This is a genomic window from Spirosoma pulveris (assembly GCF_054781875.1).
Window position 1 is genome coordinate 848,985 of sequence record NZ_BAAGTO010000002.1, and the last position, 24,604, is coordinate 873,588.

Annotated in this window: 22 protein-coding genes; 12 read left to right on the plus strand and 10 right to left on the minus strand. The window is 51.8% G+C overall.

What is annotated here, in order from left to right; all coding sequences use genetic code 11:
* The first annotated feature begins 18 nt into the window (after positions 1 to 18).
* A complete protein-coding gene (locus ACYVJM_RS11685) occupies positions 19 to 2,364 on the plus strand; it encodes a histidine kinase dimerization/phosphoacceptor domain -containing protein (protein WP_461148403.1) in 2,346 nt (781 codons plus the stop codon).
* 12 nt (positions 2,365 to 2,376) lie between these two features.
* Here ACYVJM_RS11685 and ACYVJM_RS11690 read toward each other — a convergent pair whose 3' ends face one another.
* A complete protein-coding gene (locus ACYVJM_RS11690) occupies positions 2,377 to 4,917 on the minus strand; it encodes a sigma 54-interacting transcriptional regulator (RefSeq protein WP_461148404.1) in 2,541 nt (846 codons plus the stop codon).
* Positions 4,918 to 5,161: 244 nt separating this feature from the next.
* On the opposite strand from ACYVJM_RS11690, the gene ACYVJM_RS11695 reads away from it, so the two are divergent.
* Positions 5,162 to 6,094: a helix-turn-helix domain-containing protein gene (locus tag ACYVJM_RS11695; RefSeq protein ID WP_461148405.1), complete on the plus strand. Its 933-nt coding sequence runs from the start codon at positions 5,162 to 5,164 to the stop codon at positions 6,092 to 6,094.
* Here ACYVJM_RS11695 and ACYVJM_RS11700 read toward each other — a convergent pair.
* From ACYVJM_RS11700 to ACYVJM_RS11720, 5 genes are all read right to left on the minus strand, one after another.
* Positions 5,992 to 6,594: a YceI family protein gene (locus ACYVJM_RS11700; protein WP_461148406.1), complete on the minus strand. Its 603-nt coding sequence runs from the start codon at positions 6,592 to 6,594 to the stop codon at positions 5,992 to 5,994. The two genes, ACYVJM_RS11695 and ACYVJM_RS11700, sit on opposite strands and share 103 nt — an antisense overlap.
* 36 nt (positions 6,595 to 6,630) lie before the next feature.
* Positions 6,631 to 7,131 (minus strand): hypothetical protein, encoded by a 501-nt coding sequence (locus tag ACYVJM_RS11705; RefSeq protein WP_461148407.1) that lies wholly within the window; start codon positions 7,129 to 7,131, stop codon positions 6,631 to 6,633.
* Positions 7,132 to 7,233: 102 nt separating this feature from the next.
* The gene (locus ACYVJM_RS11710; protein WP_461148408.1) at positions 7,234 to 8,349 is read right to left on the minus strand and encodes a helix-turn-helix domain-containing protein; all 1,116 of its coding nucleotides are present in this window, start codon (positions 8,347 to 8,349) and stop codon (positions 7,234 to 7,236) included.
* A 179-nt stretch (positions 8,350 to 8,528) separates the two neighbouring features.
* Positions 8,529 to 8,894 carry a hypothetical protein gene (locus ACYVJM_RS11715; RefSeq protein WP_461148409.1) on the minus strand — a complete coding sequence of 122 codons (366 nt, stop codon included), beginning with the start codon at positions 8,892 to 8,894 and terminating at the stop codon, positions 8,529 to 8,531.
* A gap of 98 nt (positions 8,895 to 8,992) precedes the next feature.
* Positions 8,993 to 11,272 carry an FG-GAP-like repeat-containing protein gene (locus ACYVJM_RS11720; RefSeq protein WP_461148410.1) on the minus strand — a complete coding sequence of 760 codons (2,280 nt, stop codon included), beginning with the start codon at positions 11,270 to 11,272 and terminating at the stop codon, positions 8,993 to 8,995.
* A gap of 77 nt (positions 11,273 to 11,349) precedes the next feature.
* Here ACYVJM_RS11720 and ACYVJM_RS11725 point away from each other — a divergent pair, with 77 nt between their 5' ends.
* From ACYVJM_RS11725 to ACYVJM_RS11735, 3 genes are all read left to right on the plus strand, one after another.
* Positions 11,350 to 12,687 (plus strand): UDP-N-acetylmuramoyl-tripeptide--D-alanyl-D-alanine ligase, encoded by a 1,338-nt coding sequence (locus ACYVJM_RS11725; RefSeq protein WP_461148411.1) that lies wholly within the window; start codon positions 11,350 to 11,352, stop codon positions 12,685 to 12,687.
* A gap of 58 nt (positions 12,688 to 12,745) precedes the next feature.
* Positions 12,746 to 13,411, plus strand: a complete 666-nt coding sequence (locus tag ACYVJM_RS11730; RefSeq protein ID WP_461148412.1) for a GDSL-type esterase/lipase family protein — start codon at positions 12,746 to 12,748, stop codon at positions 13,409 to 13,411.
* A 171-nt stretch (positions 13,412 to 13,582) separates the two neighbouring features.
* Positions 13,583 to 15,244 (plus strand): beta-N-acetylhexosaminidase, encoded by a 1,662-nt coding sequence (locus tag ACYVJM_RS11735; RefSeq protein WP_461148413.1) that lies wholly within the window; start codon positions 13,583 to 13,585, stop codon positions 15,242 to 15,244.
* A gap of 36 nt (positions 15,245 to 15,280) precedes the next feature.
* Here ACYVJM_RS11735 and ACYVJM_RS11740 read toward each other — a convergent pair whose 3' ends face one another.
* A complete protein-coding gene (locus ACYVJM_RS11740) occupies positions 15,281 to 15,778 on the minus strand; it encodes an energy transducer TonB (protein WP_461148414.1) in 498 nt (165 codons plus the stop codon).
* A gap of 114 nt (positions 15,779 to 15,892) precedes the next feature.
* Between ACYVJM_RS11740 and ACYVJM_RS11745 the strand changes: the two genes are divergently transcribed.
* A complete protein-coding gene (locus ACYVJM_RS11745; protein ID WP_461148415.1) occupies positions 15,893 to 16,639 on the plus strand; it encodes a CPBP family intramembrane glutamic endopeptidase in 747 nt (248 codons plus the stop codon).
* Positions 16,640 to 16,650: 11 nt separating this feature from the next.
* Here the strand turns inward: ACYVJM_RS11745 and ACYVJM_RS11750 are convergent, their stop codons facing one another.
* Positions 16,651 to 17,157, minus strand: a complete 507-nt coding sequence (locus tag ACYVJM_RS11750) for a GNAT family N-acetyltransferase (RefSeq protein WP_461148416.1) — start codon at positions 17,155 to 17,157, stop codon at positions 16,651 to 16,653.
* 4 nt (positions 17,158 to 17,161) lie between these two features.
* Positions 17,162 to 17,659 (minus strand): MarR family winged helix-turn-helix transcriptional regulator, encoded by a 498-nt coding sequence (locus ACYVJM_RS11755; protein ID WP_461148417.1) that lies wholly within the window; start codon positions 17,657 to 17,659, stop codon positions 17,162 to 17,164.
* 235 nt (positions 17,660 to 17,894) lie between these two features.
* On the opposite strand from ACYVJM_RS11755, the gene ahcY reads away from it, so the two are divergent.
* From ahcY to ACYVJM_RS11775, 4 genes are all read left to right on the plus strand, one after another.
* A complete protein-coding gene (ahcY, locus tag ACYVJM_RS11760) occupies positions 17,895 to 19,205 on the plus strand; it encodes an adenosylhomocysteinase (protein WP_297382492.1) in 1,311 nt (436 codons plus the stop codon).
* 150 nt (positions 19,206 to 19,355) lie between these two features.
* Entirely contained in the window at positions 19,356 to 20,504 is a 1,149-nt protein-coding gene (locus tag ACYVJM_RS11765; RefSeq protein ID WP_461148418.1) for a hypothetical protein, read from the plus strand.
* A gap of 86 nt (positions 20,505 to 20,590) precedes the next feature.
* The gene (locus ACYVJM_RS11770) at positions 20,591 to 21,331 is read left to right on the plus strand and encodes a 5'-nucleotidase C-terminal domain-containing protein (protein ID WP_461148419.1); all 741 of its coding nucleotides are present in this window, start codon (positions 20,591 to 20,593) and stop codon (positions 21,329 to 21,331) included.
* Positions 21,309 to 22,250 (plus strand): bifunctional metallophosphatase/5'-nucleotidase, encoded by a 942-nt coding sequence (locus tag ACYVJM_RS11775; RefSeq protein WP_461148420.1) that lies wholly within the window; start codon positions 21,309 to 21,311, stop codon positions 22,248 to 22,250. The genes ACYVJM_RS11770 and ACYVJM_RS11775 overlap by 23 nt, the downstream gene beginning before the upstream one ends.
* A 125-nt stretch (positions 22,251 to 22,375) precedes the next feature.
* Here ACYVJM_RS11775 and ACYVJM_RS11780 read toward each other — a convergent pair whose 3' ends face one another.
* A complete protein-coding gene (locus tag ACYVJM_RS11780) occupies positions 22,376 to 23,164 on the minus strand; it encodes a hypothetical protein (protein WP_461148421.1) in 789 nt (262 codons plus the stop codon).
* A 392-nt stretch (positions 23,165 to 23,556) separates the two neighbouring features.
* Between ACYVJM_RS11780 and ACYVJM_RS11785 the strand changes: the two genes are divergently transcribed.
* Both ACYVJM_RS11785 and ACYVJM_RS11790 read left to right on the plus strand, forming a co-directional pair.
* Positions 23,557 to 23,853, plus strand: coding sequence for a hypothetical protein (locus ACYVJM_RS11785; RefSeq protein ID WP_461148422.1), 297 nt, complete (start codon positions 23,557 to 23,559; stop codon positions 23,851 to 23,853).
* A gap of 125 nt (positions 23,854 to 23,978) precedes the next feature.
* Entirely contained in the window at positions 23,979 to 24,221 is a 243-nt protein-coding gene (locus tag ACYVJM_RS11790) for a hypothetical protein (RefSeq protein ID WP_461148423.1), read from the plus strand.
* Positions 24,222 to 24,604: the final 383 nt, after the last annotated feature.

The window sequence follows — 24,604 nt, forward strand, 5'->3', positions numbered from 1 at the left end:
GCTTAAAGCGAACGTAGTATGCAGCCAGTTAAGGGTAAAGCCCGCCAGTGGTCGACCAAGCTATTCGTCTTCCGGCACCATAAATGGTTTGTGATGATTTGCGCGCTGGCGTTGCATACCCTGTCGGCTTCCGGACAGAACATAAACCGGCAACTCGTTAACCGTCTGCTCGTACGGTTGCAGAAAAGTCAGCCGGATACAAACAGAATCTCTATTTTACTCGAACTGGGTAAGTTTCACATCTACAAACCGGGCGAATCGAAAATCGACCTGGACAGCGGCCGCACCTACCTCAGTAAAGCCAAACAACTGAGCGATTCACTCCATTTGCTCACCTGGCAGCATGACATTGAAAGCATGTTCGTGATTGCCGATATGGAAGGGGGGAATCCGGAGTCCGGACGTTCCCAATTTTCGGCGCTGATCAACGACTGCCAGCGTACGGGCGATAAAGAAGGCGAAGCCATTGCCCGGTTCAGGCTGGGGATCTGGCTCAGAAACGTCGATCCCGATTACACCCATGTATTCGCCAACTTCCGTCAGGCAGCGGCTATTTACAAGACCTTACATAAGCCGGAGCAGGAGACGACAGCCCTGAAAGAAATTGCGGTTACGCATCTCTATCAGGGTGACCTGGCCATTGCCGAAACGCAACTACGGAACGTACTGAAACGCTACAAGGCCATTCATTACCCCAAGCTTCACTACACTTATAACCTGCTCTCCACCATTGGCCGGCTGGAAGGCGACTTAAACAAAGGCCTGCTGTACGGAATGCTATGTCTGGAGAGCATGAACAAAACGGCGGACACGACCTCAGCAGCAGCTTTTTACGGCGATCTGGCCCGAATTTATGTCGAGATTGGTAACCATCAGAAAGGAATCGAGTGGTACAAAAAATCGCTGGCAGCCTGGCGGCAGGAACGGCTCCCTAACTTTGCTATGTACTACGCAGCGGGTGTACTGGCAAAAGATCTCATCGACCAGAAAAAACCGCAGGATGCTCTTCGGCTCATTCAACAACTCGTCAGGGAAATCCCGACCAACACCATCATTCAGAAAGCCTGTGTTGCCCGAAATTTAGCCTATTGCTACGATGCCCTGAAGAACTATCCGCTGGCCGAGCGGTATTACGAAGAGACACTGGACTGGTATGCGAAGAACAAGATTTTCGAGGCTTCGCAGCAGGCTCATGAGGATATCGGCGTTTTCTATTTCAACCAGAAACAATTCAAAAAGGCAAATTATCATCTGCAAAAAGCGCTGAGTTTTCTGCCCCAGAAAAATGCGCTGTCGACAGTCAGAGACATTCATTTTATGCTGTTCAAGGTCGATTCGGCGCAGGGCAACTACCTCTCGGCAATCAACCATTTTCGACGGTACAAATCCCTCAACGACTCCCTGTTCAACGAAACCAAAAGCAGGCAGATCGCCAGCCTGCAAATACAATACGATACCCAGAAGAAAGAACAGAATATTGCCCTGCTCACCAAACAGAGCCGATTACAACAAAGTGAGCTCAAACATGCCCAGACAACCCGCAACGGTATTATTGCCGGGGCTATTCTGCTGGCGGGTCTACTGGGCGTGAGCTACAACCGCTACCGGCTCAAACAGCGGAGCAACCAGCTGCTCGAAGCCAAGCAGATTGAGATTAACCAGAAAAATCACTCGCTGGAAAAGGTGCTGGACGAAAAGGAAGAACTGCTGGCCGAGAAGGAATGGATGCTCAAGGAAATCCACCACCGGGTCAAAAACAACTTACAGGTCATCAGCAGCCTGCTAAACGCGCAATCCGATTTTCTGCACGATTCGACGGCACTGGCGGCCATTCGGGAAAGCCAGAACCGGGTGCATGCCATGGCCCTCATTCATCAGAAGTTATACCAGTCCAGCAACATGGCGCAGGTCGATATGGCCGACTATATCCGTGATATTGTTGACTACCTCATTGACTCCTTCGACCGGCAGGACTCCATTCGGGGAAACGTAGCCGTTTCGGTGGTCGCGCTGGATGTAACGCTGGCGACTCCTCTGGGATTGATCATCAATGAGGCCGTTACCAACTCCCTGAAATATGCCTTTCCGCCCGGTGCGTACCCTCCGCACAGCCCCGGAACGCTAACCGTTAGCCTTACCCCGGTAGATCAGCTGTCTTATCTGCTAACCATCAACGACGACGGTATTGGTTTTCCCGACGGCTATGATGTGGACGAAAGCAACACCCTGGGCCTGACCATGATCAAAGGCCTCAGCCGACAGATTAGTGGGCAGCTACGCATCGATGGACACGACGGCGTGCAGATCAGCCTGCAGTTTGGCATCGTTAAGAAAACTGCCCGAACGACCTGGTCATCCCATTAACCGCTGCGCTGATCAATTACCTGACTGCTGGTAGGCGCTAATGTTCAACTTTTTCATCCGGGCTTCCAGCGTGGTGGGTTTGATATTGAGCAGTTCGGCGGCCCCGCCAATACCCCGAATGCGATTGCCCGATTTCGCCAAAGCGGCCAGTATAGCCGATCGCATGGCGTCGTCAATGGATTTTACCTCTTCTGACGACTGCACGACAAACGACGGTAAACCAATGGCTGACCGCAGGGGTTCGGCCAGCGTCAGGGTAGTGGTTTGGGAGAGAATGGCCGACCGCTCCAGCACGTGCTCCAACTCCCGAATGTTGCCCGGCCAGCCATACTGAAGGAGTTGCTGAAGCGATGCGTTGGCAATGTTTGTGATGGGCTTACCCAGCTTTTTACTGATCTTCTGTAGAAAGTGCATCGTCAGCGGAAAAATGTCTTCCTGCCGCTCGCGCAGGGGCGGCACCACTATAGGGAACACATTGAGCCGGTAATACAGATCGGAGCGGAACCGACCGGCGGCAACTTCCTGCTGAAGGTTTCGGTTGGTGGCCGCAATAATCCGGGTATTGATCAGGATAACGCCTTTACCGCCAACCCGCTCAATCTCTTTCTCCTGGATGGCCCGTAGTAATTTGGCCTGTAGTTCGAGGGGCAATTCACCGATCTCATCCAGAAAAAGGGTGCCGCCATTGGCCAGCTCAAACTTACCGATCCGCTTTTCGGTAGCGCCCGTAAAACTGCCGCGTTCATGGCCGAACAGTTCAGACTCGATGAGTTGGGCGGGTAAAGCGGCACAATTTATTTTAACGACGGGTCGGTCACGACGGGCTGACAGGCTATGGACCGCCCGGGCAATGAGTTCCTTACCCGTTCCCGTTTCGCCCATGATCAGGACGGTATAATCCGTTGGGGCTACCTGTCCAATGGCGTTGAATACAATTTGCATCGACGGACTCCTGCCGATGATTTCTTCAAAATTATGGCTGGTCTTAATTTCTTCGGTCAGGTAAGTTTTTTCCTGTTCGAGGTGTTCGCTCAGTACCTTTATTCGTTCATAAGCAGATAGATTTTCCAGCGACAGAGCCAGTTCAATGCTGATATCCTGTAAGGTACACAAGTCTTTACGAGTAAAGGCATAAGCCGCTTTGCTGGCCAGAATCAAGGCAGCGATTGGCTTTCCCTGACTAAAAATTGGTACGTACATCGACGATTTCAGACCCAGAGCCTCGCCGTAAAACCGGGTCACTACGCTCCGCTGGCGCGTTTCATCGAATTGACTTCCTACATTAATGGTCGGTTCGACCAGCCAGGTTTCCATATCGGCCAGCGCCCGTTTCCAGTCTGGCTGGTCGGCAATGTTACGGGGAACAATGTCTTTTTCGGTTAGGGGCACAAACGCCCCATCCTGTTTAAGCACAGCCATGTCGATAGTAGCCGATTCAAGTATTCGGCCTATTCGATAAACAGCCAGCAAATCGAACGGTATCAACTCGTTGAGGACAGCCGCTACCTGCGGGATGATCTCACGGCTGTCTTTGCCATTTTGAAAGGCATTAACAAGGGCAAGCTCCGTTGTTTTGGTCTGTCGGCGGGCTTCAATTTCTTCGTACGCCAGGAGGTTATCCAGGGCCAGGGCTATCTGGGGTGCAATCAGACTAACGGCCTGGTAATCTTTCTGCGTAAACCCATCAGGCCGGGTACTGGACAAAATAATGGTTGTAAAGGCTTTCCGCTTCAGCTGGATCGGGAAAAGCACCAGCGAACGAACCCCAAAATTATCCCGGCATGAACGAGCGGTTATGTACCGGTCACAGAGTTGATCAAAGGCATCGCCCGTGAAAACGCCCTGCTCCTGCCCCAGCGCGTCCGGTGCTTCGCGATCCAGTTTCTGAATCAGCCCGTCCTCTACTTCGTCTCGAAGCAGCGTGGCCAGGTTTACCCGCTCAAACGTACCTGTATTGGTCTTTTCCAGCATCAACCAATAAAAAGATGCTTCGTCAGGCAAACCGATCCGCAGGTTAAAAAAGGAAAACGGAACGAACGTATTGATCTGATGAGCAATCGCCTGACAAAGCTGGTCACGGTCCTGAATGGTAACAATGGCGTTATTTACGGCAATTTGTACTTCCTGCTGCTGCCTTAATCTCGCTTCTTCGCTATGCGCATGGCGGTAACGGGCAATTTCCAGCGTTGTCAGTACATCTTTTTCCCGGAAAGGCTTGTTCAGGAAGCCAAACGGCTGCGTTATTTTGGCCGCTTCGAGAATACCATCGGTCAGGTTGGCGGAGAGAAAGACAAACGGAATAGGCACGGGCTGCTCATTGAGCCAACTGGCCAGATCAATACCGGTCTGGTCGTCGTTCAGAAAAATGTCCAGCAAAACAATATCCGGCGTGTGGCCGGTGATCATTGTTTTTGCTTCAGCCACGGATGCCGTTGTACCAATAATCTGATAACCTGCCTTTTGCAATATCCGTCTGAGGTCATTCGCAATCAAAAACTCATCCTCGACAATGAGCAGTTTGGGTAAAGGAACAAACTCGCTGGGTAATTTCATCCGGTTCGTTGAGTTGATGAATAGCAAAGTTACAAGGTAAAACGAACTCCATTTTGGATCTCCAATATATTGGAGATCCAAAATAGTAGAGGGGTACTAAACTACTACAGTACATCTAAATTATACTGAAAGCCAATAACTTATACCTGATCTATTCTATTTTAAACCCATTTTGAATACTTGGCACTTGATTGGCACAATCATTTGCACTGGCTGAGTGGATGGCCACTAAACACGTCTTCAGATGAAACGTATTTTCCAGCACGACCCCTTATCGCTTCAACAAGTTGAAACAAGTCAATGGTCTTATCCCGTTCATACCCAAAATCATTACGAGTTAATTCTGATTCGTAGTGGCAGTGGTCATCATCTGATCAACGGCAATCGATTCGCCTACCAGGCTGGCGATGTCTTCTTTCTGGGCCCGCTGGACTATCACTCGTTTGTGATCAGTACAAAAACCTGCTTCTGCTTTCTGTCCTTCACGGATCTGTACCTGGCGAATCTGTCGTCGTTGGGCATGAATTCCTGGCCGCAGATTCGTGAACATGGCCAGATTAAACACCAGCCACTCGTGGGCAGCCTGGTTACGGATGGCCCGGAACAGCAAAATTTACAGGCGTTGTTTGGTATTATCCTGGCCGAACATTATGCACATCAGTCGCCGTTAGCCAACCCCATTGTTGAGTCGCTGATGAAAACGATCCTAAGCCTGGTAGACCGCCAATTGTCGCGTTACCATACGGGTGCAGGCGCGTTATCCTGTACAGCTTCGTCACTCCGACAGCGGATTAACACCTATGTACACCGGTACATTACGGAACCGGACTACCTGCGCCTGGAAAAGATGGCCGATGTCTTTAATTATTCGCAGCGGCATCTGGGCGCGCTGTTTAAACAGCAGACCGGCGAATCCATTCAGCAGTACATTATCCGGTATAAGCTTCAACTGGTCGAGACAAGGCTCAGGCTGAGCACACTAACCGTTTCGCAGATAGCAGACGAATTTGGGTTTACAGACGTGTGCCACCTGAATAAATTGTTCAAACGCTACTACCGGCAAACGCCCACCGGTTATCGACGGGAGCTTTCGGCCAGTCTTCGCGCAATGCCCGGCTTACCGGCTGGTTTCACCACGACGTTGAATACCAGTGAAAAGTCGTTTTTGATTGCGTAATCGCCCAGGCCCGAGAAGAAACTGGTCGAGTTGTAGCGAATGGCAAACTGCGTCCGGTCAATAACGGCTTTACCTTTGATGCGCAGTCCGTCACCTTCCATGCTGACGGCCACCGGAAACGTAACCGGCCGGGTAACGCCCCGAATCGTTAACTGCCCGGTTGCGACCTGGCCCGATAAGCTGGTCAGCAGAAACGTTGCAGTGGGATAGCGGGCACTATCGAAGAAATCTTCACCCCGCAAATGCGCCTGAAGCTTGGCATCTTCGTGTTGAAGGGTGCTCATGTCAATACTGATCCGGCCACTGGTTATTTGCTTGCCGGCAACGGCAAACTGCCCTTTACTTACCTGAATCGTACCCGAGGGGGCCCAGGAGCCAACCTCCGCGTAACCCGTCCAGTTGAGCTGGCTGGCGCTGACATCGACGGCGAACTGAGACTGCGCTACGCCTGATGAAACAAGAGCAAGAGCCAAAGAGAAACTAATGAGAAGCGTTTTCATGAGGATATCTGATTTTAGAATTGATGGAGTTGATGATTAGTTAGCGGTGGGGTTTCCTTCCGTTTCGATCAGGCCATAGCCTTTGTAGAGTTTGCCGGAACGGTCTTTGGCAATGACGTACCAGAGCGCATCGCCCCCGTAAGCCTGCTTGCCATACCGCCAGTTTTTGGGGAATGTATACGTCTGGCCACGCTGGAGTTTTCCCTGAGGGCAGACAAACGTAGCGGCAAACTCGTCGGGATTGTACCGCATGTTGGGGTGCCAGCCAGTTGAGTCGTACCAGATGAAACTACCGGCTTCAACCAGTTCCAGATCGCTCACGTCGGCACGGACCATGGTGGCATGTTTCCAGTAGTACATGTCTCCTTCCAGTACCGGCACGCAGGGATTGTTGGTATGCCAGAGCGTCAGGCCAACGGGTAATAAGCGCAGCTTGTCGGGTAACAAACGGGACTTGTTCGACCAGCCGGAAGGCTGTGGCTGCGACCAGGCAATCAGGCCGGTCAGGCAGAGGGTAAAGAGCAGGAATGTTCGCATCGTTGTGACGGGGTTAAGTCGTTGAACGATACAAAGGTGGGGCGGCAACCGGCCCCCATCGCCCCAATTCAGGATCGGGACGTCCCAACGGACGAATTGGGACTAAGCCTGACCGGCATATTCGCTGGGCGACTGCCCCGTATGCTCCTTAAAGATTCGGTTGAAGGTCGTTTTAGAATTAAAGCCCGATTCGAAGGCGATACCCAGCAGCGTAAAGCGGGTTAGGTCGTCGGTGCGGAGCCGCTGCTTCACTTCGCTGATGCGGTAGGAGTTGACAAAATTATTGAACGACTGGCCAATACCGGCATTGATAATAAGCGAAACGACTTTGGGATTGAGCCCCAGATGCCGGGCCAGTTCGGTGAGCGTCAGGGTTGGATTGAGGTAGAGTTTGTCGATGTCCATGGCCCGCCTAACCTGGGCAATCTGCTCCGGGCTAATCTGAACGTCATTCTTGGGCAGCAGTGGCAGACTGTCGGGTACGGCTTCGTCCCTGAACTGTACATTGGCCAGATTGGTCTGTTGCAAGCCGGCTGTACCAAGCACAACGAGCAGCAAACCAAGCAGCCAGTACGAGTAGTCATACTGAAAATACAGATTGAACCGATGGCGCAAAATCAGTTCGATAGCCCACTGACCACACACCAGCGCGATGATGACCAGTAATACGCGAAGCCAGCGTAGGGTAAGCTGGCTTGTCTCGGAGAAGTTTTCCTGCACATAGCGGCTGTAGTTACGCAACAACCGCAGGGATAGCAGCAGGTAAATAAGCAGTGAGATCAGCGTACCATCGAACTCAATACTGTATGTGTACGGGTAATGAATGTTGTTCCAGAACCAGTTCCTGAACTCATACGACTGTACCGTCAGGAACAAGTAAAGTCCTGCCTGAACAGCTACTGGCAGAAAATGCCACCAGTAACTTCGCTTAAACTGAAAAGCACTATTGGTGAGGCTATTTACGTAGATGTAAATCAGCGGTCCAAAGGCAAACGAATAGAAGATGGGGAGGAAATACAGATTGGCATTTTGCTGATAAATACCGGCTAACCGAAAAAAGCCATCAATTAACCAGCAGGAAATGGCAACCATCAAACAGGCCAGAAATCGGTTTGCCTGCCGGTTATGGTGAGAAAACCAAAGCAGCCCCGCAGCAAAGAACCCTACGTTGATGATGAACAGCCCGACCAGTATATCAACTGTAAACCCAATTTTCACCTTTTTACTGTTTAGATTCCGTCAATGGTCTTGCTAGCAGAAAGCAGGGAAATGATTCCCTGCTTCACATGCAATATACAGCAACAGAACGCAAAAAGGTGAATGTAATGCCGTGACGGTGTAATGCCGACCGGGACGGTTCGACGCATCGACGGTTCGACGGTCGGCACTACAACCCGCTAATACCGCTCGTTTCCCTCGTCTTCTTCTTCGGCGAGTTCAATGATCTGCTCGTCAATATCATCATCCGACATATCGGCATCGGTTTCATCATCGATGAACTCGTCGGGTTCGGCGTCGTTCGACAGTTCGTCGGTAGCGTGGCGGGCGGTGGCGGTATCGGTATATAAAAGTGTATCGGAAGCCTCTTCATCGCCCGGATTCATGATGTCGGGGTCGTTGTTCACACCAAGCCCGGCGTAAACGACAGCATCGTCTTCTGTGTCGTTTTCGGGCATGTTGTTATGACGGGGCGACATACCTTCCAGCGGACCGCCCGAATTTTCGTCGACGCGCTGTTGATCGGAGTTGTTTGTATTTTCCATAATGGTCTAGTTACCGATGATGCTGGCCGGAAGGTCTGCGTACCTTTTCGGCTCACCGGTATTACTCCCTAACTCCGAACGTTTAAAAGAGTTTTCGGTTATTTCCAGACCACCACTTTCTGTATCTGCACCGGGCGGCTGTCGCTCTGGAGTCGTATCAGATACGTACCATCGGCCAGATTACCCAGATCAAGGAGGGTCTCTGCGCTGGCTTTAACCAGTTGGGGAGGCACCACGGTCTGGCCCGTTAAGGACACCAGTTCGATGCGTCCGTCGTAGTGCGGACGAACCGTAACATACCGGTTCGTTGGATTGGGAAATACCCAAGGGCTGGTCGATTCTTCGGGTACGCCCGTTACAACCACCTTTTGGGACGTGTTTTTAAGGTAACGCAGGCCGCCCCCCGTTCCACCGAGTATCAGGTCGGGAAGCTGGTCGCCATCCAGGTCGGCGGCAGCAGCAATGAGTCCTTTGCCGGGTAAGCCAATACCTGCCAGCGAATCAATCAGCGTAAATGCCTGAGTCGGCGTTTCGGGAAATTGATAGACCTTAACAGAGCCGTTATCAGCTGCGGCAATGAGTTCGTTTTTCTGATCACCGTTCAGGTCGGCCACGACCAGCGACCGGGCGCGGGCGTAGATGTAATCATCCGTCGTAATACCGCCGAACGTCTGGTTCTGCAATTGAAAAACGGGGGCCGTGGCCGTACCGGCATTGCGGTAATAGAGGATTGTACCCACGTTGTACCGGCTAATCAGCAAGTCGGGTTTATCATCCCTGTCGACATCTGTTACCGTCAGGAGATCGAGCGGGAACATCAGGTCGGGCGTGGGCCAGCGGGTGGCACCGGCAAGATTGTATTGGACGGCAGCTCCTTTGGGAGCGGCATTAAGCAGCACACGGATTTCTACGGCCTGCTTTCCCGTGGCGGTGATGACCAGATCCAGGCTGCCATTGGCATCTACATCAGCAAAGGAAGGTACTACGTTCGTCAGCCCCAGCGACTGGGCACCCAGGTAATCGGTTGTGACGAGGGCGAAAGCGGGACTTTGCGTTGTGCCTTTATTCTCAAACTGCCAGATGCCGCCCCGGTAGCCGGAGCCAAACCCTACCCCGCCGTAACCAACCAGTAAATCCAAATCGCCGTCGCCGTCCAGGTCGGCCAGCGCGGGGGCTGTACGTTCGCCCAGATCGAGCATGTCGCTTTGCAGAAAATCTTTCTGAACGAGCTGAAAATCGGGCTTTTGCGTAGTGCCCGTATTCTTGTAAAACCAACCCGACGCCCGAAAATCGTACAGATAGCCATCGTTGAGACTCACATTGGGCGATGCCAGCAAATCTTTCTGTCCGTCGCCATCGACATCTTCAAAAAATGTGGCTGGAAAAGCCGGAAACAGAATAGGATTCCGGGCCGGAAACAGACTGTCGTAACTCGTAAAATTGGCACTGACGCTGTTTGGACCCGCGTTGCGAAGCCGGGCAATGTTCTCGCAGCTCACAAACCCAAATAGCAAGTCTTTGTGTCCATCGCCATCAGTATCGACCACCGTGAGGGTGTTACCCGAATGCAGCGGTCTTGCCCCGCTGGGCCCGTTCAGGCCTACCCGACCGGTAGCGGCCGGAGCGGCCAGCCGACCACCGGTGCCGGAGCCATCGTCACAGTTGATACCAAAGGTAAAGTCGTTACAGAATTCCTTATGAAAATGGCCCCAGCACTGATTCCCGGCACGGGCGAAATCGAGCCCTCCTTTCGTGCCGGTTCGTTCCACGCTCATGTTTCGCTGGTAGGCAATGATGTTGCCGTCAGCATCGAAGGTGATGATGTCGATGTCGCCGTCGTCGTCATAGTCCGTAATGGCGGGTAAATCGGTAGCGTTGACGTAAAGGGGTATCTGAAAACCGCTGAAGCCGAGCGTTCTGAGCGGGTCGACCGCCAGCTTGAACGACACCGTTCCGTTCTGCGATTCATTATGCCAGACGCTGATGCCTTTCGAACTGTTGGTAAAAATGTCTTTCCGACCGTCGAAGTCATAATCGACCAGCAGCATCCAGCTGTACATCACCGCCGGAAAGGCCAGTTCATACTCGGGCGCGTACTGCCAGACCGTGCCGCTGCCAACGGGATTGTCGACGGCGATGAAGGTGCTCACTTTGCCGGTTGTCCGGTCATAAACGGCGAGATCGTCGCGGGTATCGGTATTCAGGCGTATGGTTGAGTACTGCGTGGTGTTCAGGCCACCCGCCCACGGGTTTAGCAACGGCCGGTTATTGACGCTAACAGTTGGACTCTGGTCGTATCGAAACGCGATCTTCCCGCCCGACTGTGCACGGGTGAGAAACGGAATTACTAAAAAACAGAGCGTAAACAGCTTTTTCATCTAATTTTGACCTTTATCAATCACAACCGGCACTTCACTCAAGAGAACGAACGGAGGAACTATTTATGTCTATCGGTATGCTATCAACCGAACAACTCTACCATAAATTTCAGGAATGCACCGGCGTTTCGACGGACACCCGCCGAATTACCCCCGACTGTTTATTTGTTGCCCTCAAAGGCGACACCTTCGATGGCAACCAGTTTGCCGAACAAGCCCTCGCGTCGGGAGCCCGTTATGCACTGGTCGACGATGCCGCCGTAGCCGAACGCGACCAGGCCAGTGGAACCAACCGCTGCCTGCTCGTAGCCGATGGCCTGACGGCGCTACAGGACCTGGCGCGGCATCATCGGCAAACCTTTACCTTCCCCGTTATCGGCCTGACCGGTTCCAACGGCAAAACGACGACCAAAGAACTGATTGCGGGCGTACTGTCGAAGAAATACAACCTCTACGCTACGGCGGGTAATCTGAACAACCACATTGGCGTACCGCTTACGCTGTTGTCGCTGAATGAGCAGCACGAACTGGCCATCATTGAAATGGGTGCTAATCACCAGAAAGAGATTGCCTTCCTCTGCTCCATTGCCCTGCCTACCCACGGCCTGATCACGAACATCGGCAAAGCCCATCTGGAAGGTTTCGGCGGCATCGAGGGCGTCCGGAAAGGCAAGGGCGAACTGTATGATTACCTGGCGCAGAATGCCAAAACGGTCTTTATCAACTCGCGCGACAAAACGCTGACGGCCATGTACCGCGAACGACTCAAGAGCATACGCTCCGAAACGACCTTCGCCGAAGCTATTTTTTATCCAGCCGCCAACCCGGATGAAGCTCCGATTACCCTGATCAGTGAATCGCCGGTGGTCGTTTACAAAGACGTAACCGGCCACGAGATCACCACGCATTTGCCCGGCCGGTACAACTTCGACAACATGCTGGCGGCTCTGGCCATCGGCGATTATTTCGGGGTTTCGCCCGAAGAGGCCAACCGCGCCATTGCAGATTACAACCCAACCAACAACCGCTCCCAGCATGTTACGAAAGGCACCAATACGGTGCTGCTGGATGCGTACAACGCCAATCCCAGTTCTATGGCTGCGGCCATTCAGCAGTTTGCCGCTACGCCCGCCAAACGCAAAGCCGTTATTCTGGGTGATATGTACGAGTTAGGCGACGAAAGTGAAGCCGAGCACGCGGCACTGGGCAAACTCATTGCCGAAAGCAACTTCGACCTGGTCATTCTGGCGGGAAAAGACATGCGCTTCGCCCTGGCCTACCTGCCAAAAGCTTATTACTTCCCGGATAAGTTTTCGCTGCACAACTGGGTCATGGATAACCCAATGACGGATACCCACATATTAATAAAAGGGTCGCGGGGCATGAGTTTAGAGTCGGTTGTGCCTTTTATATAAATCAGATGTTTCTGATTAGCCTATTTGGCCAATGCACAAGCTCAACTTTTCCAGTATCATGAAGATCAGTTTAATTATTTGCCTGCTGTTTGTTGCCCCCTGGGCAACGAAGAAAGTCCATCTGTTTACGACGGATACCCCGTTCGAAGCCGAAATCCGGGCGTTCGAGACGCAGGACCAGCAGTCACCTCCTCCACAAAATGCTATCGTTTTTACGGGAAGTTCGTCCATCCGGCTCTGGGAAAACCTGGCGACGTACTTCCCCGGCAAGCCAATACTTCAGCGTGGGTTTGGCGGATCGGAGCTGAGTCAGGTGCTGCTCTATGCCGATCGGATCATTACCCCCTACCACCCAAAACAGGTCGTTATCTACGCGGGTGAGAACGACATTGCCACGGGAAAACAAACCGGCCGGCAAACCTTCGACCGGCTGGTTGCCTTGTTCACGCACGTCCGGCAAGCCTTACCCGAAGCTACGTTCACGTTTATTTCCATAAAGTCCAGCCCGTCGCGCCGGCAGTATTTCGCGGAGAACGACACGGCCAACCAGCTCATCAAAGACTTTCTGGCTACGAAGTCAAACACACAGTTTGTGGATATCCGGCCGGTTATGCTTGGCAAAAATGGTCAGCCCGAGCCCATTCTGTTCAAGTCGGATAGCCTGCATATGCTCCCGGCCGGTTACGAGCGCTGGGGTCGCGTGTTAAGTCCTTATTTGAAGTAAATTACGCTGGGGCGAGCATTCACTCGTGCCAGTTGATAAAGTCAGTATTTACTGACGCAAGCGAACCGGGACGCCGGACCAACTTGCCAAATAACAGGCACGAGCAAATGCTCGCCCCAGCGTTCGCGCCAATACAAACCCCGCAAATCCTGTCAATAACCCTTTTCCTACATGAAAAAACCCTTTTTACTTCTCATTGCGTTATGCGCGACGGCGGTGGCCACCCACGCCCAAACCGCTACGTACGCCCTGGTGCCCAAACCCACCCATCTGGAAGCACGCAGCGGTAGTTATACACTGCCTGCCAAACCAACCATCGCTGTTCAGGGCGCCGATCCGGAAATACGCCGGATTGCCCAGATGCTAGCCGGCCAGTTGACCAAAGCAACCGGTTCGACACCCGTTATCACCACGGGGAAGGCCTCCAGCGGCATCTCGTTCGTCAGTGCCAAAGGCCCGAAGCTTGGAGCAGAAGGGTACACCCTGACCGTTTCGCCGAAGCAGATTATCATTACGGCCGAGCAGCCCAAAGGCTTTTTCTACGGCGTCCAATCGCTGATGCAGTTGATGCCCGCAGCTGTGTTCAGCCCGACAAAAGTAAGTGGCGTAGCCTGGACCGTACCCGCCTGTACCATCGAAGACCAGCCCCGGTACGGCTATCGGGGGTCGATGCTGGATGTGGGGCGGTATTTTTACCCCGTTGCTTTCATCAAGAAATACATCGACCTGCTGGCCGTACATAAAATGAATACCTTCCACTGGCACCTGACCGAAGACCAGGGCTGGCGGATCGAGATCAAGAAGTACCCGAAGCTTACCGAAATCAGTTCAATACGGCCCAAAACGATGGTGGGCCACTACCGGGATCACGTCTACGACAATAAACCATACGGTGGCTTTTATACCCAGGACGAAGTACGCGATGTGGTCAAATACGCGCAGGAGCGGTTTGTGACGGTCATTCCCGAAATCGAAATGCCGGGCCACTCGGTAGCCGTTCTGGCAGCTTATCCCGAGCTGGGCAGCAACCCCGACAAGACGCTGACACCCTCGCCAAACTGGGGCGTCCATGACGATGTGCTGTTTCCGCGCGAAGAGACCTTCACCTTTCTGGAAAACGTTCTGACCGAAGTGATGGCCCTCTTTCCGAGCCAGTACATCCACATCGGCGGTGACGAATGCCCGAAAACCCAGTGGAAACAGAGCAAGTTTTGCCAGGCGCTGATGAAGGAAAAAGGCCTGAAAGACGAGCACGAACTGCAAAGCTATTTCATTCAGCGTATCGACAAGTTCGTCACCTCGAAAGGTCGCCGGATTATTGGCTGGGACGAAATACTGGAAGGGGGCCTCTCCCCCAACGCGACCGTTATGAGCTGGCGCGGCATCAACGGAGGTATCGCAGCTGCCCGGCAGAACCATGACGTGATCATGACGCCAACCACTTACTGCTACCTCGACTACTACCAGGCCGATCCCAAAACCCAACCCGTAACCATTGGTGGCCTGCTCCCCATCGAGAAAGTGTACAGCTTCAACCCCTCGGTAACGGACAGCCTGACGGCCGAGCAGTCCAAACATGTGCTGGGCGTACAGGCCAACGTTTGGTCGGAGTACATGCCCACGACGCACTCTGTGGAGTACATGGCTTACCCGCGTCTGATCGCCGTAGCCGAAACCGGCTGGACACCTCAGGATGCCCGGAACATCGACGATTTCAAACAACGGCTGGAGGTGCACAAAAAACGACTTGATTTCCTGAACGTCAACTACTTCGGCGCCCCGATCAACAATACATTTCAATACGTGTGGCCGAAGGAGACGGCGAAGAAGTAAAAGTCTGCAAAAGCTGAAACGAGTTTTATTGATAGCTCAATAAGACTCGTTTCGCTCTCCGGAGGTAATGCGTTCTTTGCTATTAACACTGCTGCCGAAAACGTTAATCTCCTTCAAAATAATTCGCCCTGCCAGATCGTCGATGTACAGTACATCCGAAGGCACACGCGGATTATTTTTGTCGCGGTAATCCACGTAAATAAATGCAACAGGCAGAATATAACGGCCGCTATACTGAAGCTTGAGCGGGGGGAGCTTTTTCAGCGCGGCTATAATGGTTGACTCAAAACCATAATACATTCCTTTAGTGCTGTGATTAAGGATAGCAATATCCTCAACGCGCCCTTTTTCCGAAACGGTAAAGCCGGCAAAAACCCGCCCATACACACTTGCCCACTCCGCTTCGCGAGGGTACTTTAACCGACGGGATAAAACAGCAGTAAAAACAGGGTCATCGTTCAGATCATCACTACCTGTTTGAGCAACGCTGACGTGGCTGATGACGAAGAGAAGGAGTAGTCGCCAATAACACATAATCAGGCTATTGAAACGTAAAGAAATTATATAGCCTACTAAGCGGTTAACGGCATGTTCTTACTAGTATCACATAGCCATATCAACATGAAATTAACAAACCAGTAACACCTTATGAGTAACTACCAGTTTGGACGAGTTCTCTGCATAAACTGTTTGCTCATTATTGGTATAAATGGCCTTTTTTACTGGCAAACCAGCAGAAGCCTTCTGGCACATCGACAATGGGCTGTGCTGGCTGGTCTGGCTGTTTATGGTGCTCAAGTTAGCGTAACCTATTACTTACTGGGCAAACAAAAATCCTGGTTATCAGCTCCGTTCCAAGGCAACGCAATCTGGCAAAGCCTGGGTGCCCTGCTAGTCGTACAGATACTGATTAGCACACTGCTTACCAACTTATCGTCTCAAGTGCAGGCGGTTAACCTTACCCAGCGATTGTCATCCTTTTTACCGCTATTTATAGTAAACACATTACCCGGCGCTTTACTTGAAGAATGGCTGTTTCGTTACCTGCCATTTCGATTCGGGAAGCAGTCGCCGGGGCACTATCGATCCATTCTTATTTGTCTGGGCGCGGTGTTACTATTCACCGTTATTCATATTCCGGCTTATCTATTTCAATACGGCCTTGCTTTAACCGACCTAAGCAGGGTTTTTACGATGGGGCTATTTTTTCTGGCAATCTACATATTGACCCGAAGTATCATTTTTACCTCCCTCGTTCATGGGTTGACAAACAATCCACTAGTCCTTGTTGAATCACCCCATTACTGGTTATACTTCTATGCCAGCGTCGTTATCGTTAGTCTCTCATGGGGCCTGGTGCATTTAAAAAACCGGCGGAGGTCGGCTGTTGCCTAAATGCGAGCCCTTTACAATATCATTTCCATCCGGATATCTGCCCGTGCATAAGGTGTTGGTACGCTGGGTACTTCCCGAAACCCGACGCTTTCGTACATGGTGAGGGCGGGCGTAAGAATCCGGTTCGACTCCAGCCAGACCTTTTTGACACCCAACTGGCGGGCATATGCAATAGCCGCCAGGCACAGTTTCTTACCGATACCCTTACCCTGCACTCCGGGCGATACGGCCATTTTAGCCAGTTCAAATTCGGTCAGGTCCTGCTCCGGTGTTCCGTGGTCCGGTATTCCGTGGTCCGGCATTCCGGTGTTGACCATCGCGACACAGCCAACAACCTCCTCACCAAGAACAGCGAAAAAGATCTGGCCATGACGGGGCATCACATAAACTTCAGGATGATCCAGTTGCTCCAGATCGTGTGGCTCAACGGCAAAATAACGGGAAATCCATTCGATGTTCAGGCGCTTGAAATCAGGCTGATACTTAGGCGAGTAGGGAAAGATGGAAACGTCGTGCATAGTTTTATGGTTGGGTAGTGTTTGTCTTTTTTAGTTCTTCCTGCACCCGGTCGTAAAAGTTTTTTTCGCTGAGCTGGGTCTCCATCTCCTGGAGCGACTGCAGAAGGTTGTGTGTCTGCTGCGCCAGCATACTACCATTGACGGCGATGAAAGCATCCCAAATGGGCTGAAGCCTGGGCAACATAGCTTGGCCACGCTCGCTCAGGGTTAGCAGTCGCTTACGTCCGTCGGTCTCCGACTTAGCCGACACAATGAGATCATTCTTTTCGAGTTCATTGATAACCTGAATAACAGCCGGGTGCGTAATACCCAGCCGTTCGGCAATTTCCATAACCGCAACTGGCCCCTGCCGGGCAATAAGCACGAAAATGGTAGCCCAGCGCACGTCAAAATCCACCCCCGACTGCCTGTAGATGGCCGTTACTGCCTGCCAGTAAATATCACTTAATCGCCTGAGTCGGCTGGCAAGGGCCAATTCAGCCATTTCGGCCATGAAATCCATACTATGTAAGCAATTACGTAAGAAGTTACATAGTTATAAATCTTCCGGTTAATTGTCAAGTCTGTGCTTATAAATAGTTTGATATAGATCGTTCTGCCACTGGCTAAAGTAGTTGTTGTTCAGTAGGGATTCTGGCTATCAATCTTTAATTTTGCATTTTGCTAAGAATCGCAACATACGAAGGAATCCGTTTTTATGACCAATCGAACGTTCCTTTGTTTTTCACAAACTAATCATGCAAACGTCAACCTACGTTCCCTATAAGGTTAAGGATATTGCGCTGGCCGAATGGGGCCGCAAGGAAATCAAACTTGCCGAAGCCGAAATGCCGGGCCTGATGGCCCTTCGTGCTGAATATGGTCCTTCGCAACCGCTGAAAGGAGCACGCGTTGCCGGGTGTCTGCACATGACCATTCAAACGGCAGTGCTGATCGAAACACTCGTTGAGCTGGGTGCCGAGGTAACCTGGTCGTCGTGTAACATTTTCTCGACGCAAGACCACGCAGCGGCTGCCATTGCTGCGGCTGGCATTCCCGTGTATGCCTGGAAAGGGATGAACGAAGAAGAATTCAACTGGTGCATCGAGCAAACGCTGTTCTTCGGCGAAGATCGGCAGCCGTTGAACATGATCCTCGACGACGGTGGCGACCTGACCAACATGGTCTTTGACGTGTATCCCGAACTGATCGAAGGTATCAAAGGACTGTCGGAAGAAACAACGACCGGTGTTCATCGCCTGTACGAGCGCATGAAAAACGGTACGCTGCACCTGCCCGCTATCAACGTGAACGACTCGGTAACGAAGTCGAAGTTCGATAACAAGTACGGCTGCCGCGAGTCGCTGGTCGATGCGATCCGCCGGGCAACCGACCTGATGCTGGCCGGTAAAGTAGCCGTTGTGGCTGGTTACGGCGACGTAGGTAAAGGTTCTGCGGAGTCGCTCCGGGGAGCGGGTTGCCGCGTACTGGTAACGGAAATTGACCCGATCTGCGCCCTTCAGGCCGCTATGGATGGCTTTGAAGTCATTCCGATGGACGAAGCCGTTCCCCGCGCGCAGATTTTTGTAACCGCAACGGGCAACGTCGGCATCATCAAAGGACGCCATTTCGAAGCCATGCGCGACAAAGCAATTGTCTGCAACATTGGCCACTTCGACAATGAAATCGACATGGCGTGGCTCAACGAAAACTACGGCCACACGAAGAGCCAGATCAAGCCACAGGTAGACATGTATGAAGTAAACGGCAAAGAAGTTATCGTACTGGCCGAAGGCCGTCTGGTAAACCTTGGCTGTGCCATGGGCCACCCCTCTTTCGTCATGTCGTGTTCGTTCTCAAACCAGACATTGGCGCAGCTGGAGCTGTGGGCCAATTCAGACAAGTACGAGAACAAAGTCTATGTACTGCCCAAGATCCTGGATGAGAAAGTAGCCGCTTTGCACCTTGCTCACGTAGGTGCGAAACTGGAGCCGCTGGCGCAGGATCAGGCCGACTATATCGGTGTGCCGGTGCAAGGTCCGTTCAAATCGGAAATGTATCGGTATTAAAAGTATGTATGATGTAGGATATAGGATGTATTCTCCAGTGGGTTACATCATACATCCTATGTCTTACCTCATCAAGCGCGGGTTCGGAAACGGGGCCGCGCTTTTTTGCCTTAAATTTGTTAGTATTGACCCAAGGAAATACTATTTACTATGAACCGTCTGCTCTTTGTGCTGCTGTTGTCTCCTCTGCTCGGTTCGGCGCAGGCGACAATTGATACGCTGCACTGGAGCGCAACCCGGCGACTTCTGCTGAGCGATTTCCACGCGCCGATTCAATCGGGTCTGGGGGGCTCCGAATTTCATTACCAGATCGGCTATGAAGTGCGCCCTACCTCTGTCTGGAGCCAGCCCGCTATCGACGCTTTTTGCTTGATGTTCCGCAACCTGTCGTGGGTGTCCGAAACGGCCCGCAACGAACGCACCCTGGCTTACAATCAGGTGCTGTTCGATCTGGTTGAGGTATATACCCGATTGATGAAAGCCAAGCTCGTTGCCTTGCACACCGACCGGCATTTCAAACAGCAGGCTACCCAAATTGAATACCTGACCAATGCCGAGCTGGGCGCCGAAGTGAACCGGTTCCGGGCCGAAACGGGCGGGGGCGACGATCTGCCCGCGCTCAAACGCTGGCAGTTGCAGGTAGCCCAGCGCCTGTACGATACGCCCGATCTGCGAACAACGTTTCGTTCGTCGAAAATCGGGTATGGCATGTTCGTTGGCGGAGGAGGTATGCTGCCTGCGGGTCCGCTCGCACAAACGTTCAGCCCGGCCGCAGGCGTTGTTGTTGGCCTCGACATTGCTTTTCAGCGGACAGTGCTCCTCCTGCACCCAACCCTTTATAATGGCACCCTGCGGGCAGGCTTTTCGCACAACAAACAGACTTGGGAGAAAGACATGTCGGTTACGTCGAGTTTGTTTGAAGTTGGACTGGGGCGGATTATGGCCGACTTACCCCGCAGCCGACTCATTCCGTACGTTGGTTACCGCCTGCTCGACCTATCGCCCCGTGACGGTAACGACGAACGTTACAAAGGGTTGTCGCTTTATAACCATGCTCCCACCGTTGGGCTGATCATGGATATTAAGCTGGGGGATAACACCCACAAACCCGACCGCTCGGAAGATAGCTTCTGGTTTGTACGCACAAAAGTTTCGTATAGCCCCCTGCTGGCTCGGGACACCTTCTCGGGTGGGCTCATCAACCTGCAAATTAGTCTGGGCGGGTTCAGCCGAATTCGGCGAGTCGTTTATAAACCGGACCATACCCTGATTCCCTTGCAGGGCATTATACTCAACTAGGCTTTCGGACCGCCGGACCGCCGGACCGTCTTTCTAACGATTTATTAACGCACGATTCCGCAGAGTTTCCGAACTTGCCATTCTGTATGAAAAAACACCTTCTGCTACTGGCTCTGGCCGCTTTATCGGCCTGCAACCCGAGTTATCACCTCACGAACCGAACGGCCAGCCGCATCGGCGTAGACTCGCTCTCGGCCGCAACCGACAGCAGCGTAGCTACCTTTCTGACGCCTTACCGGCAGGGTCTCGAAAAGACCATGAACGAGGTACTGGCCCGGTCAACGGCCCGGATCGAGAAAGGCCAGCCCGAAGGACCACTCAATGATCTGCTCACCGACGCCCTGCTCAAACAGGCCATTGAGCGCTACGGCAAACCCATCGACTGTTCGCACCTGAATTACGGCGGCATTCGAAATAACCTGCCTGAAGGAAACATTACAACCGGCTCTATTTTCGAGGTCATGCCCTTCGATAACCAACTGATCGTACTGACCATGACCGGCGATATGCTCCGTCAGATGCTGAATCATTTTGCCAAAGGAGATAAGTTAGTCGTTGGTGGTTTGCGGGCTAAGCTGCACAACGGGCAGCTCCAATCGGCTACGTTCACCAACGGCCGGACGCTCCAGCCCAACGAAACCTACACCGTGGTCATGAGCGACTACGTGGCCAACGGGGGCGATGAAGCGGGATTCCTGAAAAATCCCATCAAAAGCGAAAACATCAATTACCTCATGCGCGATGCCCTGATCGACTATTTCCGGCTGTTGGGCAAAACCGGTCAACCCATTAACCCCGTTTCTGATGGACGCATTAGCATCGAATAGACGCCAGTTTTTAAAAGTATTCGGTACAGCCGCCGTCATTGGCTCTGTAGCGCCGGATGTGCTGGCGTATTCGGGTAAAGCCAGACCTACATCGCTCACCATTCTGCATACCAACGACGTGCACAGTCGCCTGGACCCATTCCCGATGGATGGCAGCCGAAATGCAGGCAAGGGCGGTGTGGCACGTCGGGCAACGCTGATTCGGAAAATCCGGCAGGAACAGGTGGATGGCCACCCGCGCCAGGTGTTACTCTTCGATGCTGGTGATATTTTCCAGGGAACGCCCTATTTCAATGTCTACAAGGGAGAACCCGAAATTCTGGCAATGAACCAGCTTGGCTACGATGCAGGCACCATCGGGAATCATGATTTCGACGGGGGGATCGACAACATGGTAACGCAGTTTGGCAAAGCCAGCTTTCCGTTGCTAATCGCCAACTACGACTTTAAAAATACCGTGCTGGATGGCCGGACAATGCCGTTTAAAATCTTTGAAAAAGAAGGCGTTCGGGTGGGTGTCTTTGGTCTTGGTATCAAACCGGAAGGATTGATTCCGCGTGATGCCTATAAAGAAACAAAGTACCTCGATCCCATAGAAATCGGGAATGACATGGCCGCTAAACTGCGCAGCGACAAAAAGTGCGACTACATCATTTGTCTCTCTCACCTGGGTTTCAAGTACAACGACGCCACCGTGTCGGACAATGTTCTGGCCGCTAAAACCAAACAAATCGACCTCATAATTGGCGGACATACGCACACCTTCCTGGACGCCCCGGTGGCGGTCAATAACCTCGATGGCCAGCCCGTCTGGATTAACCAAGTTGGGTTTGCGGGCATCAACCTCGGCCGCATCGACCTGGCCTTTGACCGGGGCAAAGCCGTTTCCAGTACCGGCCAATCCGTCGAAGTGAAATAGAATCACGCTAAGCTCTTTGCCCTGGAAAAGTCCGGCAAAAAAGATTAACCTGTACATACCCTCTTTTCTACTTTTGATAAAGACTCCGGTTAATCGGCGTGTCGCAAAGCCCACATCCGACAACCCTAGAGAAGGGTGTGGCCGTCCGGACCCGACCGACTAACGGGTAGGTTGTAGCCAAACCGAAGGACCGAATCTTTTACCAGTTTCACAAACCAGTCGGGCGTTTGGGGCGCAACTCGTACGGATTCGACCAGCGTATTCAGATCAACCGGTACGGTTTCAACCAGACGCACGTTTGTTGGACAGAAAAACTCGGCGGGGTTTCTCAGGTCATGCTGAAACTCGTAAGCGTCTACGTAACACACGCGCAATTCCCGTTCATGCTCGAAGGATTTTTGCTTGAACAGGATCGAAAAGAACCCTTCCTTTTCTTCGTTCACGTACGCTTCATGATCAATATACCGGACCTCGCCGATCTGATAACTAGCCGGCAATACATTTCGCAGCCGGTCGTAGGTCGTTTGAATAGCAATGGCCTCCTTCGTGGCTCCGTACACGTTCCACAACGCAGCCGACTCGTGGCTGTTCATGTGCCAGCAGTTGATGAACACATACTGTTTCTGATACTTTCGCCAAACCGTATTGAGCACCTGAGCCAACTGGTCGGGCGTTAGTCTGGCCTTGTTTTTCAGCGCGTCTCTGTAGTTGTCCCGTTGCCCTTGCGGGTCTTCTTTCAGGCCGGTTTCCTCAAACTGGTCGTTGAACTGATCGCATCTCGTCAGATGAAGACTTCCGCTATTGAGCAAAGCGACGAACTTTGTAAAATCCATGTACCGCCAGACTTTTACCGACCTGTCGGATGGGGGGCTGAAAAGTGTGTTTTCAAACGCGTCGACTCGTTCCTGTTCCATGATAAGGCCAGATGGTGTATGGCTCTTTAGGCGGGATGCACAGGCCTGATCCGACGGTTTCAATGGACTGATCCGGTCGTAAGCCTCTTCATAATATACCTCCCACAGTATATTGCAAGTAAAATATAAAACAACTAAAAAGCTAGCCTAAACGGACGAATGTAGGCTGGAGGAGGTTAAGCGGCCAACGCACTTTCTTAAGTTGCCCAACATACGTTTTGACAAATAGCCGCAATCATTTTCCCGAACAGTCGTTTAGTGTATTCACCAACAGGTAAGCCATTCTACAAAATCCACTGGCTAACTAACTGATTAAGTTTTCATTAACGATCAGCGCATTCTCAAACAATACAAACAGGATGCGGTTTGGCTACATACTAGCGTTTATCAACATGAAGTCTACTGTAGAAAACATCAAAAATCTCTGGTTCGGCGCAGACACTCCCATTCGCCAGTACAAGATCAAGTTACACCCCGAATTATGGGCTGCCTGCCAGCGTACCAGTCAGGAGTTTAGTCCGCCTTCCGGTGCCATGCACGTTGACGAGTATCGAAAATCCGATAAAATAGCCTTTGCCAAAGCGGTACTCAACGAATTAAACCAGAATCGTCCGGTTCGTAAAACACCGACTTACGACCTGGCTTACCCGGGTCTACACAACCAGACAAGGAAAGATTATCTGGCATAAACCGGTTGAGAGAAGGGCAGATTAGAGAGGATAATTTACAGTAAAACTACGCGTCGGTGCGCTTGCCCTCAGCTATAGTTTTGTTACCTTTATACTCTCAATGTTTTCAAAACTTCCCTTTACGCATGCTTAATAATCAAGAAGAAACTCAGTTAGCCAGTGCGCTCACGCATGACATTAATGATGCCCTGAACCGGCGAATTGAAGAGCGTTTTCGCGCTGCACTTTTTCTGGCTGATCCAAGTCTGAATATGGATTCCGTTGTTGTTGTCAGCAACGTCGAGAACGACAACGAACTAACCGTTGATGGTGTGGACGACGAAACCATCGACAAGGCCATGGCTATTTTCGAATCCCAGTCCGAGTAGCTAGTCAGTTCCAGGTTAGTTGCCATTTTTTTATGTAATCAGGAACTCACGCCTGCGTGTGTATTACGCAGACGATACCAGAACGCCCGACCACGCAAGTCGGGCGTTCTTCGTTTATTTCTAACGGATTTTCCGACTATCCCTTACATCAGGGGAACCGTACCCTCACATTTCTAATCTGGCTTACGCCCATATTAGGGCATTTTTTGAACGATGACCGGTATAAAAAGTAACTGCCTGGTTAGAATTAGGCTATTTTATGTATTTAGGCTGTTGGACATATCAGATAGAAAATCCACTTAATCCGTAGGTGAAATAGTTCGTGTTTTTCTGAACAAACACTACCCATGCGTGTAGTACAGGTAATCCTATAGAAGAAGTAC

What these genes read in the sequence shown, in the direction of transcription:
- ACYVJM_RS11720 (WP_461148410.1), bottom strand. Translation starts at nt 11,272, where the DNA reads ATGAAAAAGCTGTTTACGCTCTGTTTTTTAGTAATTCCGTTTCTCACC.
- ACYVJM_RS11750 (WP_461148416.1), bottom strand. Translation starts at nt 17,157, where the DNA reads ATGCACGACGTTTCCATCTTTCCCTACTCGCCTAAGTATCAGCCTGAT.
- ACYVJM_RS11740 (WP_461148414.1), bottom strand. Translation starts at nt 15,778, where the DNA reads ATGTGTTATTGGCGACTACTCCTTCTCTTCGTCATCAGCCACGTCAGC.
- ACYVJM_RS11775 (WP_461148420.1), top strand. Translation starts at nt 21,309, where the DNA reads ATGGACGCATTAGCATCGAATAGACGCCAGTTTTTAAAAGTATTCGGT.
- ACYVJM_RS11745 (WP_461148415.1), top strand. Translation starts at nt 15,893, where the DNA reads ATGAGTAACTACCAGTTTGGACGAGTTCTCTGCATAAACTGTTTGCTC.
- ACYVJM_RS11735 (WP_461148413.1), top strand. Translation starts at nt 13,583, where the DNA reads ATGAAAAAACCCTTTTTACTTCTCATTGCGTTATGCGCGACGGCGGTG.
- ACYVJM_RS11700 (WP_461148406.1), bottom strand. Translation starts at nt 6,594, where the DNA reads ATGAAAACGCTTCTCATTAGTTTCTCTTTGGCTCTTGCTCTTGTTTCA.
- ACYVJM_RS11685 (WP_461148403.1), top strand. Translation starts at nt 19, where the DNA reads ATGCAGCCAGTTAAGGGTAAAGCCCGCCAGTGGTCGACCAAGCTATTC.
- ACYVJM_RS11725 (WP_461148411.1), top strand. Translation starts at nt 11,350, where the DNA reads ATGCTATCAACCGAACAACTCTACCATAAATTTCAGGAATGCACCGGC.
- ACYVJM_RS11770 (WP_461148419.1), top strand. Translation starts at nt 20,591, where the DNA reads ATGAAAAAACACCTTCTGCTACTGGCTCTGGCCGCTTTATCGGCCTGC.
- ACYVJM_RS11690 (WP_461148404.1), bottom strand. Translation starts at nt 4,917, where the DNA reads ATGAAATTACCCAGCGAGTTTGTTCCTTTACCCAAACTGCTCATTGTC.
- ACYVJM_RS11765 (WP_461148418.1), top strand. Translation starts at nt 19,356, where the DNA reads ATGAACCGTCTGCTCTTTGTGCTGCTGTTGTCTCCTCTGCTCGGTTCG.
- ahcY (WP_297382492.1), top strand. Translation starts at nt 17,895, where the DNA reads ATGCAAACGTCAACCTACGTTCCCTATAAGGTTAAGGATATTGCGCTG.
- ACYVJM_RS11780 (WP_461148421.1), bottom strand. Translation starts at nt 23,164, where the DNA reads ATGGAACAGGAACGAGTCGACGCGTTTGAAAACACACTTTTCAGCCCC.
- ACYVJM_RS11715 (WP_461148409.1), bottom strand. Translation starts at nt 8,894, where the DNA reads ATGGAAAATACAAACAACTCCGATCAACAGCGCGTCGACGAAAATTCG.
- ACYVJM_RS11755 (WP_461148417.1), bottom strand. Translation starts at nt 17,659, where the DNA reads ATGGATTTCATGGCCGAAATGGCTGAATTGGCCCTTGCCAGCCGACTC.
- ACYVJM_RS11705 (WP_461148407.1), bottom strand. Translation starts at nt 7,131, where the DNA reads ATGCGAACATTCCTGCTCTTTACCCTCTGCCTGACCGGCCTGATTGCC.
- ACYVJM_RS11785 (WP_461148422.1), top strand. Translation starts at nt 23,557, where the DNA reads ATGAAGTCTACTGTAGAAAACATCAAAAATCTCTGGTTCGGCGCAGAC.
- ACYVJM_RS11730 (WP_461148412.1), top strand. Translation starts at nt 12,746, where the DNA reads ATGAAGATCAGTTTAATTATTTGCCTGCTGTTTGTTGCCCCCTGGGCA.
- ACYVJM_RS11695 (WP_461148405.1), top strand. Translation starts at nt 5,162, where the DNA reads ATGAAACGTATTTTCCAGCACGACCCCTTATCGCTTCAACAAGTTGAA.
- ACYVJM_RS11790 (WP_461148423.1), top strand. Translation starts at nt 23,979, where the DNA reads ATGCTTAATAATCAAGAAGAAACTCAGTTAGCCAGTGCGCTCACGCAT.